This window comes from Providencia sp. PROV269 (genome assembly GCF_028477785.1).
In the GTDB taxonomy this organism is placed as follows: domain Bacteria; phylum Pseudomonadota; class Gammaproteobacteria; order Enterobacterales; family Enterobacteriaceae; genus Providencia; species Providencia rettgeri.
On the sequence record NZ_JAMPLV010000022.1, the window covers coordinates 34554 to 52270 of the forward strand.

A 17717-nucleotide genomic window follows, 5' to 3' on the forward strand; every position below is an offset into this window, starting at 1 on the left:
ACAGATTAATCTTATTTTATTTATATAATATTAGGCAATGATTAAAGTCATTGCCTAATATATTTAGATTAGTATTTATATTCAATACCTAACCAATAATTACGACCCTCTTCGATATACCCATTAGTATATTCATATGATTTATCGAATAAGTTATTAACTGATGTATTAACAGATATTCCTTGTCCAAAGTCATAATCTAAACGTAGGTCAGTTTTGGCATATCCACGCACTTTGCTATCTGCATCGACATAATTAAAGGCCCAGCTTCTTGCTTCTTCGGTTACAGTGATGCTGAATGGCTCATAAGGGGTAAATTTCACCCAAGCGAAGGCTTTGTGGATAGGTAATTCAGCAACATGTTTAACGCTGTAGTGTTTTGGATCAGCATGAATGTAGCCGTAACTTAAACCCGCTTCTAACCAATCGGTAATTTGCCCGTTAGTCCCTAAATCAATGCCAAAGTAGTCAACTTTGCCGCTGTTACGATTTTCGAGTATATAACCTCCATCCTGATTAGTACCGACACGATGCGCCATAATGGCATCAGTTACATGGTTATAATAGAGACTTGAAGTATATGACCAAGTGGGTGAGATATGTCCCTTGTAAGTCAAATCATAGGTAAGAGCACGCTCAGTATCGATATGTGGGTTAATGACGAATGTGTCGTCACTTTTCATTTTTTCTTTGGTATAACGCTCTTTTTGCGTTGGGAAACGGCTTCTTTCTGATATAGAAAATTGAACGGTATCTTTATTTTCTAAATGATAGCGAGCCATGACTTCCCAGTTGAACGCATGTTGGCTATTGCCATCGTATTTTTCAAAATCACCAGATTTGTAATCATAGCGCTTACCATCAGCACTTTTGCGCCAGTCATAGCCAATACCACCAATAATATCTAAGTTATCCATGGCAACCCATTGATATTCGGTAGCAATAGAATAGGTATTATCTTTATAGCGGTCGAATGGGACATCTCTTTTGGCGCGTGCACGGTGGACATCTTCTTTCCAGTGTGCAGCAAATGACAGCATATCTAATTCACGCACGGTGAAGTCAACACGCATGTCAGCACCGTTACTGTAATCATCGTAACGGCTGTAGTTATAAAGGCCTTTTTCGTAATCTTTGACAGATTTATACTGATGAAGCGTATTTTTGAACGTATCGTGGTATAGGCGACTCTGTAAGGCGATATCGTCGGTGACTTGGGTTGTACCGTTGAAATAAATGCTTTCTTTATCATAAGCAGGCCACTGCCAAATTTGTTGTTTTTTATTCGCTACGCTAGGTGGACTATTTTTATCACCCTCTTGTTTTAAATAAGTCACGACGTATTCATCTGCTTCTCGTGGTGTCCAGCCTACTTTCACCATCATACGTTTATCATCAGTTGCTGAATTCGGGCGACGGCCATTATTACCCGCTAATGGGTTATTATTTTCTGAACCCGGTATTCCCATAAAGCGCTGCTTATATTGACTGCCACTGACTTGAATAAAGCCGAGATCGTTACGCCCCCCTAAACGTGCGCTGATATTGTGGGCGTTATCTGCACCGCGAGCAAAACCTTGGTTTAAGCTAATATTGGCTTCAAAGGGTTTTTGAGACGTGGCGGTGGTTAAGTTGATAGCCCCGCCCATCAGGTTCGGGCCTTGTAATAGAGAGGTATAGCCGGTAGATAGCTCTACGCTGGCTAGCTCGCTAGTCATAAAGCGGCCAAGGTCTAGCGTACCGTCATAAGGCACGTAAGTTGGAATACCATCAAAGAAAATAGGTACTTGGCGGCTATCAAAACCACGTACATTGACTTGAGTTTCATTGCGGTTTCCTGATTTTTGAATAGAAACTCCTGGCATGGTACTCAGCGCCTGTGCGACGTTTGTTTTATTCAACTGCTTCATTTGGTTTTCTGTGATGATGTTAGCATCAGCGGCAAGCGGGGTGCTCCAAACGGACATCACATCGGTATTTTTTTCAGTGTTAGGTGAGGCTGCGTAGCCCTGTGTCGTGAATAAAGCCATCCCAATCCAATAGGTAATTTGTTTTATTTTCATTATGTCTTTCCAGTTTTGTAAATAACGATATATTATTTTTTATACAACGATATGCGTCATTAACCATAGGTGGATGCAGCCTACGGGGTAGGCTGTTTTTACGAACGGTTTTTCTGACGCTAACTTCTTAGCTTACTGCTTAAAGATCTTCACTTTTATATCTCGGGGTGCTGCGTAGTAAGGCGCGGATGTAACTAAGAGTGATACACCAGTTTGCGCGAATGCTTCTATTGTTTTTAAATTAATTCCACCTGCAATCGATAGCTGGCAAGGCCGGTTTTGCTGCTTGGTGAGTTCTTGTAGTTGCTGAATTTGTTCAATAGGCAGTTTATCGAGTTGTACAATATCGGCTTGCGCATTGATTGCAAGAATGGCCTGTTCGTAATCATCGGCCTCGACAATAATCATTTTTTCTGGGGCTGCTTGGCGCAGTGTTTTTATATGGCTTGCCCAATCATCTGGATTTTCAAGGCATTGACGATGGTTGGTGAACAGTAAAATGCTTTCTGCGCTACCCGCTCGATGAATAATAGCGCCCCCTGCCAAAATCGCAGTTAAGGCAAGAGGCTTGGTATAAGGAATAGTTTTTCGAGTACACGCAAGCTGCCCATCCGGTTGATATTGGCGCAAAATACTGACCATTTGCTGGGTGTAGTGGCTGACACCACTACACCATTCAAGCACGTTTTGCACTGCTTTCCAGCCTTGATGCAAGGCTTCAATCGGCCCAGTGGCAGAAATTAAAACACTTTGCGGCTCAACAAGTTGGCCATCTTGAAAGTGGCAATCACAAGTGATCCCCAGTTTCTCTAGCATGCGTTTGGCGATAATCAGCCCACTGATACAACCTCCGAATTTGGATGTAAAGGTTATTACACCCATTTGAGAGTGCAAGCCGAGTGCCCGTGTGGTGAGGTCACCGTATTGAATGTCATCTAGCAGTAGTTGGTCGATTAATGTATCGGGTAGGTAAATCATAATGTCAGTTCCGATTCATCAACCACATCCCAAGATACCATCGCCCAATCTCTGGATGGATAAGGAATTGTTTTACCTAAAGCCGTTTGTTCATCATAGTACTTACGTAAGATAGCGGTTTCTTCTGGTGTGATATTTTTAAGAGACCAATTGACGCTGTCAGCGAAAGTGTCAAAGCTATCAAACCCACCTTTCTTAGGACTTTTGATAAAATCAACGCGCGCATTAATGCCCATTTGATGCAAAATATTCACGGCGTAAATGTAGGTTGGCAAACGAATAACTTCGCGGCCTATCTTGCGAATAATGTGTTCATCAATAAATGTTGGGTTGATGGTATGAGTGGTGTAAACCCGTAATTTTGTTTGGCGATTGAGCTTGAGTAAAGCGGCTTTTAAATCATCAACGAGTGTTGAACGCGATGCCACTGAAATATCCACTTTTGGCAATGAACTCCAATCATCTTCCCATGCGAGTACTTCAAAGCGTGCATGGTGAATAGCGAGTTCTTTTGCGCGCAGTTCAGCCATCTCAAGCATGCCACGACTATAATCAATACCAATAACATCTTTGAATTCATTCGCAAGACACAGACTGATGGAGCCAGGGCCGCAGCCCACATCAAGCAGTGTTTCAGCACCTGTTAAATCCATTAATTTGCGAAACTGGACTAAATATGGGTCATTGGGGTTAGCGCAAGTTTGCGCCATTTGTTGTGCTTTTTTATCCCAATGTTCCGGTTCTTTACGGCTTCGTTGAGCTTGTTGCATATGTTGCTGGTACATTTTTGCAAAATCGATTTGATTGATTAACATGGCTTCTGACCTTAACTAGAAAACGCTGATGGAAACTGAAAGTGAGATTGAATGCTATGTTTATCCACATTATAGAGGGCTGCTAAGTTAGTAAGTGTTAACATACATTTAGATAATCCTTGCCTTGCTTTGTGGTGCTTATCGAGCAAAATAACATTATCAGCGATAGCAGCGGCATGCTGTGGATGGTGAGTTGACATCAAAATTGTCATACCGCGAGATTTTAATTTTTCTATTTGCTCAAGTAGGCGAATTTGATTACCAAAATCAAGGCTAGCGGCAGGTTCATCCATAATTAGAAGTAATGGTTTTTGTATTAAAGCCCTTGCTATCAATACTAATTGCTTTTCTCCTCCACTAAGCGTGCTGTATAGGCGTGATGCTAAATGTGAGATATTCAGATGCTTGAGTTGTTGATAGGCTAAATTTTTTTCTGTTTCTTTAGGAACCGAAAATAATGAAATATGCGGTGTTAAGCCCATCATAACCATATCAAGTACCGTGAAGGTAAAGGGGGTATCATGAGCTTGGGGAACATAGGCGACAGTTTTGGCGATTTCGCGTGGTTTAAGGTTCTTAATCTCTTGCCCATTGAGCCATACCTTACCTTTAATTGCCGGTAATAGTCCCAGTAAAGTTTTCATTAACGTGGTTTTACCGCAGCCGTTGGCGCCTAATAAGCAGCTAATCTCACCTTTAGGTAACGAAAGATTTATACCATCAATGATTGATATGTCATGATAACCAATAGCGACCTCTTGCAAAGACAAAATACTCATTTCACCCGCCTTGTCTGTAACAAAATAGCCAAAAAGAAGGGGGCGCCAATTGCGGAGGTTAAAATGCCTATGGGTAATTCAATTGCCGCAATAGTCCGTGCTAAGGTATCTGTAATGAGTAATAAAATAGCACCAATTGCCAGTGATGCAGGGAGCTGATAGCGAAAGTTAGCGCCCACTATCATTCGAGTGATATGTGGCACAATCAAGCCTATCCAGCCAATAATTCCCGCAATAGAAACCGCACTTGCCGTGAGTAAAGTGGCACAAACAATGAAGATAGCACGAGTTAAACTGACATTGATCCCAAGGCTTTTGGCTTCTTCATCCGATAAACTGAGTAAATTCATTCGCCAGCGTAATAATAATAACGGAATAATACCGATAACCATCATCGGTAACACGGAGACTAGGTCAGCTTGGGTAATCGATGACAATCCACCTAACAACCAAAATGTGATGGAAGGCAGTTGAGTGTAGGGATCGGCAAGAATTTTCATTAAGGAGATGGCAGAACCACATAGTGCACTGATGGCAACACCGACCAGCACCAAGGATAAAACAGGATCATGCTGCCGCGCTAATCGAGCAATAAAACAGACTAAGGAGACGGTGATTAGCCCACCAATAAATGCGCTCAGTTGAATGTAAAATAAGGATTGGCCAAAGAAAATACCGATAACAGCACCCACGCCAGCACCGGCGGAAACGCCTAAAATATCAGGGGAAACTAATGGGTTACGGAACATACCTTGGTAAGCCGCTCCTGCAATAGCTAGACCTCCACCAATGACAATAGCGGCTAACGTGCGAGGAAATCGTATTTGCCAGAAAATAGTTTCATGGCGCGGGTTGCTCAACTCGCTATGAGAAGATAACTGGCTGACAAATAGATGATAAAGCTCATTGAATGTAAGTGAGTACTTACCACTTATTAAGGCGATAATAAAACTTATTAATAAAATGATGATTAATAAAAAGGATCTTCTCCCTTGTCTCAGTACATCATTCATGATTTTTCCATGAGCAACTCAACTTGCTGTGCCGTTAATGATGAATGGTAGAAATGAGTAAAAAACTCAGCGATATCATGCTTAATATTCGCAGCAATATTTTTATCAAAATGGCTTTGTAGGCGTCTCATTCCCAATAGGCGGTTAACCCCTGGAGGCCCATCTAACCAACCAAATGGCATGCCACTAAATAGTAATAATTGGTTGTTGGCAATGGCATCAAGGCCTCTCCATAATGCGGAATTTGTCATTAATTCAATGGATTCGTCATATTGAGTTATAATGATGTCAGGGTTCCATTGATATAATTGCTCCATAGAAACCGTAGTCAGACCATGGAAATTAGGAATATCAACCACATTACGTAACCCGAGCATTTCAATCGCTTCAGTATGAATTGAGCCTTTAGCGCCAGTTTCTAAACCTTTTGCTCCTCTTGCAAGGTAAAAACTCAGCGATTTTTGTTGGTTTTGATTGGCAAATAAAGTGGCATCATTAATATAGCGTTGAGCGAGTTGGCTCAATGTTTGAGCCTGCGGGATAACGCCTAATATTTCACCTAGTTGTGTAAGTTGTTGAGGTGAATCTTTTAACCCGCCGGCGATTAATAAACAAGGTACATGAGTTTGTTTGGCGACCTTTTCCGCTTGTGAGCGATAAGTTTCGTCAATGTTTCCGGTATCAATGATCAAATCTGGGCTATAAGACAGCAGCTGCTCAAGAGAAAGGGTGCTCCCACGGCCTGCTAAGCGGCCATAAACAGGTAGCTCAAGCCATTGTGGTGCAAAAAGGCCGGTTTGCCCTTTTTTCAGCGAAATAGAGGCGAAACCCACCATCTTTTCAGGAGCTAATGCGAACATCAGTAAGTCGGAAGGAGGACCTGAACTGATGACTCGGTGAATATTTTCTGGTGCTGGGAGTTTTCCAAATATGGCCGCTTCGACGGCTAGGCGAGTTTGTGCAACGCTCGGCAAGCTGTAAAAAATAGCCAGTGCTGCACTGGATTTAAGGAACTGCCTACGATTGATTGCCATAATCTAATTTTATTGCTTCGTTATGATAATAATTATATAACGCGAAAATTAGCGGAGTCATGATAGAGAGTCAACTATAAAAGTTGCCGTGCTCAGAAAATTCGATGTTTATGTGATGTAAATCAGTAACAAAGATTGCTATCCATTAATAGATAGCAGAACATAGTTATCGTTAACGAATTGGATATCGCTTTGAACTTATGAAGAAAAAAAGACCTTCTCTGCAGGATGTTGCCGACCAAGTTGGCGTCACAAAAATGACGGTGAGCCGTTTTTTACGAAACCCAGAGCAGGTTTCAGAAGCTTTGCGCGATAAAATTGCTCAGGCGGTGGAGGCTTCCGGGTATATTCCAAATAAGGCGCCCGATATTTTATCGAATTCAACCAGCCATGCCATTGGGGTATTGCTCCCATCTTTAACTAACCAAGTTTTTGCCGAAGTCATCCGTGGAATTGAAGCAGTGACGGACCGTCATGGTTACCAAACCATGCTCGCTCACTATGGTTATTTAGCAGAAAAAGAAGAAGAGCGGCTGACCTCGCTACTTTCTTATAATATTGATGGTGTGATTTTAGCCGAACGAACACATACTGAACGCACGTTACGTATGCTGAAAACTGCGGGGATCCCCGTTGTTGAGATTATGGATAGCGTTTCACCTTGCCTAGATATCGCAGTGGGTATCGATAACTTTGAAGCTTCCCGCCAAATGACCCAAGCGATGATTGAGCGTGGCTGCCGTAAAGTTGTGTATTTAGGGGCAAGGCATGATGAGCGTACTTTTATTCGTTTAAAGGGTTATGAGCAGGCCATGCTCGATGCAAATCTTGAGCCTCGTAATGTGATGACACAAGCGAGCTCGTCATATTCGCTAGGTGCCCAACTACTGCACGATTGCCGCGCTAAATACCCAGATACCGACGGTTTATTTTGTACCAATGATGACTTGGCGATAGGGGCGATTTTTGAGTGTCAACGTCTAGGGATTCAAATCCCACAAGACCTTGCTATTTCAGGTTTTCATGGCCATGACGTAGGGCAAGTGATGACGCCAAAACTGGCAAGTATTTTGACGCCAAGGGACCAAATGGGGCGCAAGGCGGCGGAAGTTTTGTTGGCGAGAATGTCTGGTAAGAAGCTTGTCGAGACGCATTTTGATGTGGGGTTTAGTCTCCTCACTGGCGAAAGTATCTAATTTTATCCGTCATACTTCGCGCCGTAGCGTCGTTGCCCGCACTTGCTAACTCTAGTCACATACTTGTGTATGCTCCCAGAGGTTAGCTCGATTGGCGTCTAGCTACAACACGAATTATTTAGGATAAAGAGCAAGCTATAATGCGAGTTATTAATTCAAATTATTTCGGGTAGCTTTATCCGTCATACTTCGCGCCGTAGTGTGAATTATTTACGATAGCTTTATTTGTTGAACTTCAAATTATTAAAAACTCATATCTTGGCACCCTCTATATTATTGCGATAACTATCACAGTTCTGCTTTTTTCTTGGCCAATTTTATTGCTAAATAAATCCTCACTGATGATAATGTTACCCGTAACTTGTTACCGGTAACAAATGCCGGTTTTTAACTAAAGCCAGGACAATAGTGAATATCTGAGGAGTTTCCTATGAATGATACCCAAAAACAAAACTATACATTTGTACTAATGGGGGTATCGGGTAGTGGTAAGTCTGCTGTTGCCACAGGTGTCGCACAGCAACTGCAAGCTGCCTTCCTTGATGGTGACTTTCTTCACCCTAAATCAAATATTTTAAAAATGGCATCGGGTCATGCATTAAATGATGATGACCGTAAACCTTGGTTAGTTGCATTGAACAATGCCATTTTTGCAATGCAAAGAACAAATAGGGTATCTCTGGTGGTGAGCTCCGCATTGAAAAAAAGCTATCGAGATATCTTAAGAGAGGGGAACCACAACCTCTATTTTATTTACCTAAAAGGTGATGCGGTTGTTATTGAAGAAAGATTGAAAGCACGTAAAGGGCATTTCTTTAAACCTGAAATGCTGAAATCGCAATTTGATGCCTTGCAAGAACCTGGCGCGGATGAACCTGATGTGCAGGTTGTTGATATTCGCCCATCCTTAGAAAACGTGATTGAAAATACGTGTTCTACTATTCGTAAGATTGTCGCTGGAGATAACTAATGAATACCCCAGAAACATTAAGCACGTTAACGCTCGTGCTGACGGCGGTTGGCTCGGTCGTTTTACTGCTCTTTTTAGTGATGTATGCTCGTTTACACGCATTTGTCGCGCTCATGATCGTTTCTATTGGTGCGGGTTTGTTTTCAGGTATGCCAGTACAACAGATCACTGAAACCATGCAAAAAGGAATGGCGGGAACCTTAGGATTCCTTGCTATCGTAGTCGCTCTCGGAGCAATGTTCGGTAAAATTCTGCATGAAACAGGTGCTTTAGATCAGATTGCGAATAAGCTACTGAATCTGTTTGGTGAAAAAAATGCGCATTATGCAGTGGGTGTCGCAGGGTTGATTTGTGCTCTACCACTCTTCTTTGATGTGGCGATTGTTTTGTTAATCGGTGTGGTGTTTGCGGTAGCGAACCGCACTGGCCATAACGTTGTTCGCCTTGCTATCCCATTATTTGCAGGGGTTGCCGCTGCGGCTGCGTTCTTATTACCGGGGCCAACACCAATGTTGGTTGCATCACAAATGGGTGCAGACTATGGCTGGATGATTTTAATTGGGTTATGTGCTGCTATCCCTGGCATGATTTTAGCGGGACCTTTATTTGGTAAATTTATCAGTAACTTTGTTCATATTGATATTCCAGCGGATTATCAAGCGCCAAATACAGAACATGGCAGAATGCCAAGCTTTGGATTTAGCTTGTGTTTAGTGCTTTTCCCATTGGTATTAGTGGGTTTAAAAACCATCGGAACACATTTAGTTGAAAAAGGAACCACGCTTGAGCATTGGTTAGAGTTTATCGGTCACCCTTTCACCGCATTACTGTTAGCGTGTTTACTGGCGATTTATGGCCTAGGTTTCCGTTATGGTATGGATAAAGAAAAAGTCATGGCGATTTGTTCTGCAGCGATTCAACCCGCTGGGATCATTTTACTGGTAACGGGTGCTGGTGGCGTATTTAAACAAATTTTAGTGGATTCAGGTGTTGGCCCTGCGCTAGGTGATTCTTTAATTGGTGCTGGTTTACCGATTGCGGTTGCTTGCTTTGTATTAGCAGGAGCAGTACGTGTTATTCAAGGCTCTGCCACGGTTGCATGTTTAACTGCAGTAGGCTTAGTACTCCCAGTTATCAGTGAGCTAGGTTACTCAGGAGCACAGCTGGCGGCTTTAGCAATTTGTATCTCTGGCGGTTCATTGATCTTAAGCCATGTGAATGACTCCGGTTTCTGGCTATATGGCAAGTTTACGGGTGCGACAGAAGCACAAACGTTAAAAACATGGACGGTAATGGAAACTATTCTTGGCACGACAGGGGCAATTGTTGGTATGGTGTTCTTTATGTTCTTGTAATACGGTTCATAAAAACACACCAAAGTTAAATTCATTGAATTAAACGTCATCAAAGCGCCCACAATCAAGTGGGCGTTTTTCTTTATTAGCTTAATTAGCTTAAATTAATTTTAGGAATAACAATTTCATTGTGATGCTGTGGGGAGCTAATGCGTTTAGCGTGACCCGGTGATAATTCAATATGTGTAGTAAAAAATGAGGCTAACCCTAAGTCATGAGTAGACAAGAAAATAATTGATTTATCTAATTCAAACTCTTGTTTCATTAATTGTAAGAATGGGAGTGCATCAGAGGTCGCCATAAATGATGTTGATTCGTCTAACAAGATCATGTCAGGTTGTTTCATCAGTATAAGAGCAAGCTGTAATTTTTGCTTTTCCCCTGTAGATGCAGCGATATCGGTGACGAGAGTATCATCTAATGTTTCTTTGCTAATCAGTAAGCTCGGGCAGCAGAGTTTAGTAAGACGAACAATTATGTCGTTATCGAATACACCATAGAAATTAAAATTATCGCGAATACTGCCATGAACGAATGTTGAAACACCATTATGGTAGGCAATCTTTTCTGTTAAAAAGCACTGGGAAATTTCATCGATACTAATACCATTGATTGTAATATTCCCTGAGGCGTATTGTGAAGTCCCACATAAGGCTTTCATCAGTGATGTCTTTCCTACTCCTGAAACACCTGTTATACCGATAACATCACCGGGTTTGGCTTCAATATTGAGCTGGTTAATAATCGTTTTGCCATGAATACTAACGCTAAGATTTTTTGCACTAAAATGTGTTATTGAATCTGTTGTTATGCCATCTACTTTAAAATGAATAAGTGGATTGTTTTTTAACTGATCAATACTGGATTTGATATGAAATAGATGTGTTTTTACTATAAATAAGCGATTAATCGCACTTGTGATAGCACCAGAAAGTCGACCATTAATGATCATTACGGCGATAATAGAAGCTAAGCTTAAGCTTCCGTCACCAATAGCCAAATAGCTAGCTATGTACATTACTATCATGGATAAAAACGTATTTACTTTGATAATTTCCATCCAATGATGATTGGCCTCGTTTAGTTTTAATTTTATTTTTTCATCTTCATTGGTTTTTATACTGATGTATTGCTTAAAATAGTCATCTCTGGCAAAACAAAGCTCATGTTTTTTTTGTTCTAACGAGTAGTACATGGCTGATTTTTCATAGTTTAAGGTGTTAGCTCTCAGCATATTTTTGTAGGATAGAAAGCGGATGTGCAGACATAAAAAGATAAACCCAGCGTAATAGCTCAATAGCAATAATGAATAAAGACCTAACATGCCAACAATACAAAATGAAAATAAAATAGCTAACCCAATATCATAAATAATTTGTGGCTTAATTTCCCATACCTGTAAGATTGATGCTTCTGCTGTTCTTACCTTAATTGAGGCACTTTTACAGCTAGATTGTTTTAATAAGTTAACAAAATAACGATTAAAAATACTGATATTAAGCTTTATTTTTTTTATATTTTGTTCATGAATAATATGTTTGATGAAAAACTCTAAGCCAATGACGACAATAAAAATAAAACTGATATACAATAAAGAGCTTACAGATTCGCTATAAACTAACCGAGAATTAAAGAGATTTGAATATAATGGAAGTAGTAGCGAAAATACAATTAAAGGTAACGAAAATAAACTAGACTTTGGTGTTAGTTTGATTAGTGATTGGTATATACTATCTTCATTAAGTGTTTTCTCATTAGATGAAAATGAAAATAAATTTTTACTTTCAATGAGTTGCGGTGTTATGGTTAGATCGGTTGTTAAGTTGGTCAGCTGACCACTTTGATTTTTGATAATAATATATTTTCCATCTGTTATTTCCATAATAAAGAGTAATGGTAGTTTTTTTTCACTGAAATCAATGATGGGAATATATTGATAAGTGAAAAAATCATTATCAATAAATTCATTGATGTTATTTAGAATATATTTATTATCATACGAGATCGCCGGAGTCGTAAAAGGCTCTCCTAATATTTTAAAGTATTGATTAATAATATCATGAAAATTACTTGCTTTCATATTCCTCACCTTTTAGGAAGCAGGCATTAACTCCCACATTATCTTCGACAGGCTTTAGTGCTTTAATCGAAGCATTAGGCGTGTTTCGTTTAATTAATATCGTATTATAGACGGTATATGTCATTGCGGAATCAAAGGAAATATTATTACCGTAGGTGCAGTAAATATCTACAGATTTGACTTTTTTATTATCAAGAACTTGTAAAACTTCACGACTAAAGGTTAATGACTTGGCCATGATATTTTTATTATTGAATTCCTCAGTTTCATCCGTATTTTTTTCTTTAATTCCCGTTAAAAGAGCTTTGTCTTTATTTTTTTCTACTTCCATTGCACTTGCTAATACATTCGCAAGTAATACAGCCATCAACAATGTCATGGTCGCGACGGCTGCCGATAATGCTGAAATAAAACCCAACATATAATCACCAAACGTTAAATGTAATATTATCGCTAATTAGAGCGGTTAAATAATTAAGAACAGATATTTTTTTACTTGATATATAGATCATAACCGGCAAGCCATCATGGTCAGCGGAAATAATAGTATCTTGTTCTGGAGTCACTTGTACCGAATAAAAGCGCTCTTGGCCCATCCTTTCACGATCAGTAAAAGAATCGGCACTAATTTTGGTGACCTTACCGCGAATAATTTTTTTAAACCCGGGAGAGTTCACAACTATTTTTACAGGTAGCTGAGGAGAGATAAAAGGACGATATTTTGCCAATATTTTACCTTCAACAACTCGGCTATTTTGCTGTTTTTTAATTACCATCACTAAGTTTGAGGCTTCAACGTAAGAACCTTTTTCTAAGTCTTTCTCTATACTTAGAACAACTCCATCTATGGGGGATAATACGCTATTAGCCCTGATTTTATTTCTTAGTAACTCCATTTGTCCGCTATTTTCTAGTTTCTCCTTTTTTAAGCGATTAAGTTGATCTTCATTTTCTTGTATTTCACCAATAAGGCGTGCGGTATATTTTTTTTCAGATAATGCAATTTCTCTAAGTATCCTCTGACCATTCAATTCACCTGTTGTAATCAGTGACATAGTTCTACTGATTTCAGAATTATTATTCAATTTTTCAATTTCAGGAGCTCGTGCGGTGGATAATAAACTTCCTTTTTTCTTCAAAATGTTAATTTGGTTTTCTAATTCAGCAGACTCTTTAATTTGTGCAATATATTGAGCTCGTAAGCTAGTAATTTCCATACCTAACAAAATATAGCCATATAGTTCTCGGTATGCACTTAGTGTTTTACTTTTCAAATTTTTTGCAATCGAAAAATATTCAGATTCATTACTAATACTTCCATCAAGGATCTTATTTAATAAAATTTTATTATCTTCTAGCTCTTCAATACGCTCACTGGCAAACTCAACAAGATTTGTTAGTGTTCTTTCTTGATGCAATACATCTATATTCGTATATGAAAACAAAATTTGGTCTTTTTCTACTTTGTCTCCGGTTTTGATACTAAATTGATTAATGAAGCCAGATGCTGGACTCACGATTTCTAATCGATTAGATACCCCAGAGATAATACCTTCTCCGGGGGAAGAGACTTCAATTTCAGCTAACAAGATATAACCAATAAATAGCGACGTGATACCCAAAAGAATTTTTACTTTTTTAGGTATTCGGTATAGCTCTTTAGTAATTAGCGCTAATTTATTCGGTTTTTGATATAATATTTTAAATGAATAAATAAACTTATTATATATCTGATTTAATTTATGAAGATGGCGTTTCAATTTTGGCTAGCTTCCCAATTAATTGGACATATTCCATTTTGTTTTTCATATCTGCTATCATAATTTCTGTAATGCGCTTTTCAATAGTTAACATGTCAAATAAAGTATTAACCATTTCATAGAAAGAGGACTGCGATATTTCATATTCACGTTGCTGACTTTTAATAATAGAATGCATGATATTTCGTTGCTCTTGTAAGCCAGCTAATTCAGTCGCATTTGAATTAGCAATGAGCTTTAGATTTTTAATTTTTGCAGTTGATTCTTTATATTTATAATCAGCTTTTTCTTTTGCTGCTTCATATGATTTAAATTGTGATAACTCAGTGAGTTTTTTATCCATATCAAAAATATTTAATTTCATCTCCATACCGATATAGGATTCATTACGGTTTCTCGTTTGATCAAGATATCGTTCTTCTGCGATTAGATTAACGTTAATGAAAGAATTTTGTTGATACGCACTTTCTTTCATCGAATCCGCTTGCATTTTCAATATATTATATTCGATATTTTGTTGAATATTCTCGCTATCAATAATCGTCGATTTTAAATTTTTGAGTAGAGCTGGTGGAACTAGTACGCCATCTTTCGGAAATGATATCCCAGAGGCAAGCTCAATATTTGATTTATATTGTTCAATTTCTTTTTCTATATTTGTTCTTTCTGTTTCAATACGTTGCATTAATAATGAAGCTTGCTCTACATCACTAGATTTAGCAACTCCGCTTTTATAGCGACGATTAATTGAACTAAAAATATCTTTTGCATTGTTATTTAAAATTTCCGTCGTTTTTGTTAGTTCACTAAGGTAATGGATACCAATAAGATTGTTGGTGATAGCGCTATAAAGATCGTCTTTTTCTTTGTTCAGAGAAAGTTCTGATACCTGTAGTTTTAGGTTTTTTTCATTAAATCGATGACGTAATGTGCTATCATATACCATTGAAGTTGCAGTGATATTACTATTAATACTGTTATCACTATTTTTAATTTTACTTGATGCTGATACTTTAGGAAGATAAAAATAATCAGTTTGTTTAGCTCGATAACCTTCTGCTTCTAATTCTAATACTTTCACTTTGATAGGATTAGAGTTTTCTAATACACGATTAATAAAGGATTGAAAGCTTTCAACTTTTTCAGTTGCAAAACTATAATTAGGTAATAATAAAGGTGCAAATAAACATAACGCTAGGGGGATAGTTCTCATTTTTTACTCCATCGATAATAAGGTTAATAGTTTTTTTCGACTTTCAATTGTTTTTTCTTTTAGCCATTTAGTGGTTTGATTAATCTTTGATATTTCTGCTGATATTTTCTCATTGTCAGCTTTTCTATTGACTTTTTCTTTTAATAAATAAGCGTTTAATTTTATTTTCCAGTCATCATCTGCATTTTTGATTGATCGTAAAACAGTTAAATTTTCTTGTGCTGTCGTAGATAAGGTTAAGAGATGCGTAGTGATTTGGTTTGTTAATTCATTATTTTCAGGAATAGACACGATTTTCTGTGCGATATTGATATTGACATCCTGTAAGTTTGAAAGTGTTTCTTGAATTTTATTTAATTCTTCGGTGTGTATTGTTGATGTTTTTGCCTTAGATTTCTTATTTTCTTTTTGATAGAAAAAATTAAAGAAATTCAAACTTACTAAGAGTAAAACGGAAACAGAAACCCCAAGGATAGAGGTTAAGAATGCAAAGGACATTGAGTTAAGTGCCATAGATATAGATGAAATCATGGCATTCATTTTTTCAGAAACATCTCCGTCACCAGATAATGATGCAGAAATAGCGGTGATCATTCCTGTCAATCCGATAAAGGTACCGATTAGTCCTAAGGAAACAGAAACGGATGCGGAGAGTTTGGTCTGATTCGACAGAAAAACATAATGACTTAACTGATTTTTTTTAAATATTTTGTGGCACAAAAAAATAATTAATGGATAAATATAAATACCAATCATGGTATAACTTATCTCTGGTGCTAATGAAAGGCATTGCTGAACTATTTCTTGTACTGCTTGTATGAAGAAAAAAGCAAGAAAGGTCACTGCATAAAAAAGTAATCCAATATAATACATTTATTTATAATCCCAATAGATACATGAATTCCACCCTGGGCAATGTTCACTTGTTCCTTGTTGTAGAACAATTTCTTTATTGATTCCAAGGCTTTTAATTAACGATGTTACATAAAGTAAGTTATATGTGTTTTTCTCCTTACTACCACTTATTTTTTTATCAATATAACCACTCAGTATGATTTTATTCCCAGGGCTATCTTTAAATTCTTTACTTAATAGCTTAGTTTCATCATTCGAAAGATGAATACCCCCCTTAAAACTGAGAAGTTTATTTTTTAAGTCTAATTGTACTTTTTCAAAACGTAATTCACTGTAGTTAATATATTGCTCGACAGATTTCATGCCACTAAAAATGAAAACCATAGAAACAAGTATTATTATACAGAGTGTTCCACTTAATCCATCTACCATAGGTGCTAGCTCATCGTCTGAACCATCATAATCTTCTTCTTCTGACATAAAAATTTCATTTTGTTATTAAATATATTATGAGGGTGTATTATAAATAGGTTTGATTTGAGTTCATCAGAGTTTAAGACCAAAAATAACGAATGTGAGGTCACTCTATATTCGAGCTCATGTTATTTTTAATAAAATCGATATAATGCGTTTTATTAATCGATGCTAATTACTATTAGCGTAGGAACTCACTTTTTAAATAATAGTTTAATAATATGACGAATATAATAAAATCAGTTGAATCAAATAACATAACGATCAAAAAATTTAAGGTTCAGGGGCTTGATTTAATTGTTACAACCCCGAATGGAACAGTCGAAAAAATAGAAAATGGGCTTTCTGAAATTATTTCAGGGGGTATAGTTTTATTAACTGAGCAAGGTAACGTATTATCGCAAGATGAAATTTTATCATCGATAACGATGAATATTGGTGCTGATGCAATCTACCTCAAAGAACAATTTATCAGTGAAACGATCGAACTCGCTGAAGATATAGATACTAAAAAAGATGAGGATGATGAAGAAAAACAGTTTGCAGAAAAGCTAGCAGAATTAAATCAAGAAAATCAAAAATTAGCAAAAGAGGTTCAAGCCTTAGAGTCCCAGACTGAGAAACAAGAAGAGCAATTAAGCTCTTCATTGACAAAATTATCCGAAGCAAAAGCCCAATTAAAAGAACAAATTAAATCAGAGAAAAGTAAAAAAGAGAGTGTGAGCGATCCCGCATTACCTCCATCACCACCACCTATGCCAGCGAAATCTTCAACTTCATCTGAATCTAGTACTCCTGCGAATAAAACACCCGAAAATCCCATAGTCATTAAGCCAAAAACTCAAGTTTTTATTCAAGGGAAGCTAAGTGAAGAATCAGACTCTGGGAAAAAAGATGACGGTATTACAAATAATAATAAACCAACGTTTATTGGTACCGTTTCCCTTGATTCTCAGGCATATCTTATTTTGGATGGTATAAAATACCCAATTACAGCGGATAAAGAAGGACATTGGTCATTAAAAATAACTAAACCGTTAAAAGACGGCGTGTATGAATATGAACTCGCTGCCTCAGCTGATGGTAGTAACCCTTTAATTTTAAAAAATAAAATAATTATTGATACTCAATT

16 protein-coding genes are annotated in these 17717 nt (G+C 37.8%); 4 read left to right on the forward strand and 12 right to left on the reverse strand.

Translation table 11 applies throughout. From position 1 onward, the window contains the following. Positions 1–68: 68 nt before the first annotated feature. The 6 genes from PR683_RS19780 to PR683_RS19805 form a co-directional block, all read right to left on the reverse strand. Positions 69–2063: a TonB-dependent receptor plug domain-containing protein gene (locus tag PR683_RS19780; protein ID WP_272581952.1), complete on the reverse strand. Its 1995-nt coding sequence runs from the start codon at positions 2061–2063 to the stop codon at positions 69–71. Positions 2064–2195: 132 nt separating this feature from the next. After that, on the reverse strand, positions 2196–3041 hold the full coding sequence (modD, locus tag PR683_RS19785; protein ID WP_109913067.1) for a ModD protein: 846 nt from the start codon (positions 3039–3041) through the stop codon (positions 2196–2198). After that, positions 3038–3856: a class I SAM-dependent methyltransferase gene (locus tag PR683_RS19790; protein ID WP_115166476.1), complete on the reverse strand. Its 819-nt coding sequence runs from the start codon at positions 3854–3856 to the stop codon at positions 3038–3040. The genes modD and PR683_RS19790 overlap by 4 nt, the downstream gene beginning before the upstream one ends. A gap of 11 nt (positions 3857–3867) precedes the next feature. Continuing rightward, positions 3868–4635 carry an ABC transporter ATP-binding protein gene (locus PR683_RS19795; RefSeq protein ID WP_164528321.1) on the reverse strand — a complete coding sequence of 256 codons (768 nt, stop codon included), beginning with the start codon at positions 4633–4635 and terminating at the stop codon, positions 3868–3870. Next, positions 4632–5648 (reverse strand): FecCD family ABC transporter permease, encoded by a 1017-nt coding sequence (locus tag PR683_RS19800; protein WP_109913064.1) that lies wholly within the window; start codon positions 5646–5648, stop codon positions 4632–4634. The genes PR683_RS19795 and PR683_RS19800 overlap by 4 nt, the downstream gene beginning before the upstream one ends. Further along, positions 5645–6682: an ABC transporter substrate-binding protein gene (locus PR683_RS19805; protein WP_272513578.1), complete on the reverse strand. Its 1038-nt coding sequence runs from the start codon at positions 6680–6682 to the stop codon at positions 5645–5647. The genes PR683_RS19800 and PR683_RS19805 overlap by 4 nt, the downstream gene beginning before the upstream one ends. A 200-nt stretch (positions 6683–6882) precedes the next feature. On the opposite strand from PR683_RS19805, the gene gntR reads away from it, so the two are divergent. From gntR to gntU, 3 genes are all read left to right on the forward strand, one after another. Beyond that, a complete protein-coding gene (gntR, locus tag PR683_RS19810; RefSeq protein WP_109913062.1) occupies positions 6883–7878 on the forward strand; it encodes a gluconate operon transcriptional repressor GntR in 996 nt (331 codons plus the stop codon). A 430-nt stretch (positions 7879–8308) separates the two neighbouring features. Continuing rightward, positions 8309–8848: a gluconokinase gene (gene gntK, locus PR683_RS19815; RefSeq protein ID WP_004915186.1), complete on the forward strand. Its 540-nt coding sequence runs from the start codon at positions 8309–8311 to the stop codon at positions 8846–8848. Continuing rightward, the gene (gene gntU, locus PR683_RS19820) at positions 8848–10203 is read left to right on the forward strand and encodes a gluconate transporter (protein ID WP_004915184.1); all 1356 of its coding nucleotides are present in this window, start codon (positions 8848–8850) and stop codon (positions 10201–10203) included. Before gntK ends, gntU begins: the two co-directional genes overlap by 1 nt. 94 nt (positions 10204–10297) lie before the next feature. Here the strand turns inward: gntU and PR683_RS19825 are convergent, their stop codons facing one another. From PR683_RS19825 to PR683_RS19850, 6 genes are read right to left on the reverse strand one after another with little or no spacing between them, the layout of a single operon-like run. Continuing rightward, the gene (locus tag PR683_RS19825) at positions 10298–12283 is read right to left on the reverse strand and encodes an ATP-binding cassette domain-containing protein (protein ID WP_196724041.1); all 1986 of its coding nucleotides are present in this window, start codon (positions 12281–12283) and stop codon (positions 10298–10300) included. Next, positions 12270–12704, reverse strand: coding sequence for a hypothetical protein (locus tag PR683_RS19830; protein ID WP_109913059.1), 435 nt, complete (start codon positions 12702–12704; stop codon positions 12270–12272). Before PR683_RS19830 ends, PR683_RS19825 begins: the two co-directional genes overlap by 14 nt. 4 nt (positions 12705–12708) lie before the next feature. After that, positions 12709–14043, reverse strand: a complete 1335-nt coding sequence (locus tag PR683_RS19835) for an HlyD family efflux transporter periplasmic adaptor subunit (protein ID WP_231136664.1) — start codon at positions 14041–14043, stop codon at positions 12709–12711. Continuing rightward, a complete protein-coding gene (locus PR683_RS19840) occupies positions 14024–15256 on the reverse strand; it encodes a TolC family protein (protein ID WP_004915176.1) in 1233 nt (410 codons plus the stop codon). The genes PR683_RS19835 and PR683_RS19840 overlap by 20 nt, the downstream gene beginning before the upstream one ends. Positions 15257–15259: 3 nt before the next feature. Further along, entirely contained in the window at positions 15260–16129 is an 870-nt protein-coding gene (locus PR683_RS19845; RefSeq protein WP_196720026.1) for a hypothetical protein, read from the reverse strand. Continuing rightward, positions 16130–16591: a hypothetical protein gene (locus tag PR683_RS19850; RefSeq protein WP_164528326.1), complete on the reverse strand. Its 462-nt coding sequence runs from the start codon at positions 16589–16591 to the stop codon at positions 16130–16132. Between the two features lie 215 nt (positions 16592–16806). On the opposite strand from PR683_RS19850, the gene PR683_RS19855 reads away from it, so the two are divergent. Continuing rightward, the coding region (locus PR683_RS19855) for an Ig-like domain-containing protein (RefSeq protein ID WP_232799106.1) at positions 16807–17717 on the forward strand (911 nt) is incomplete at its 3' end.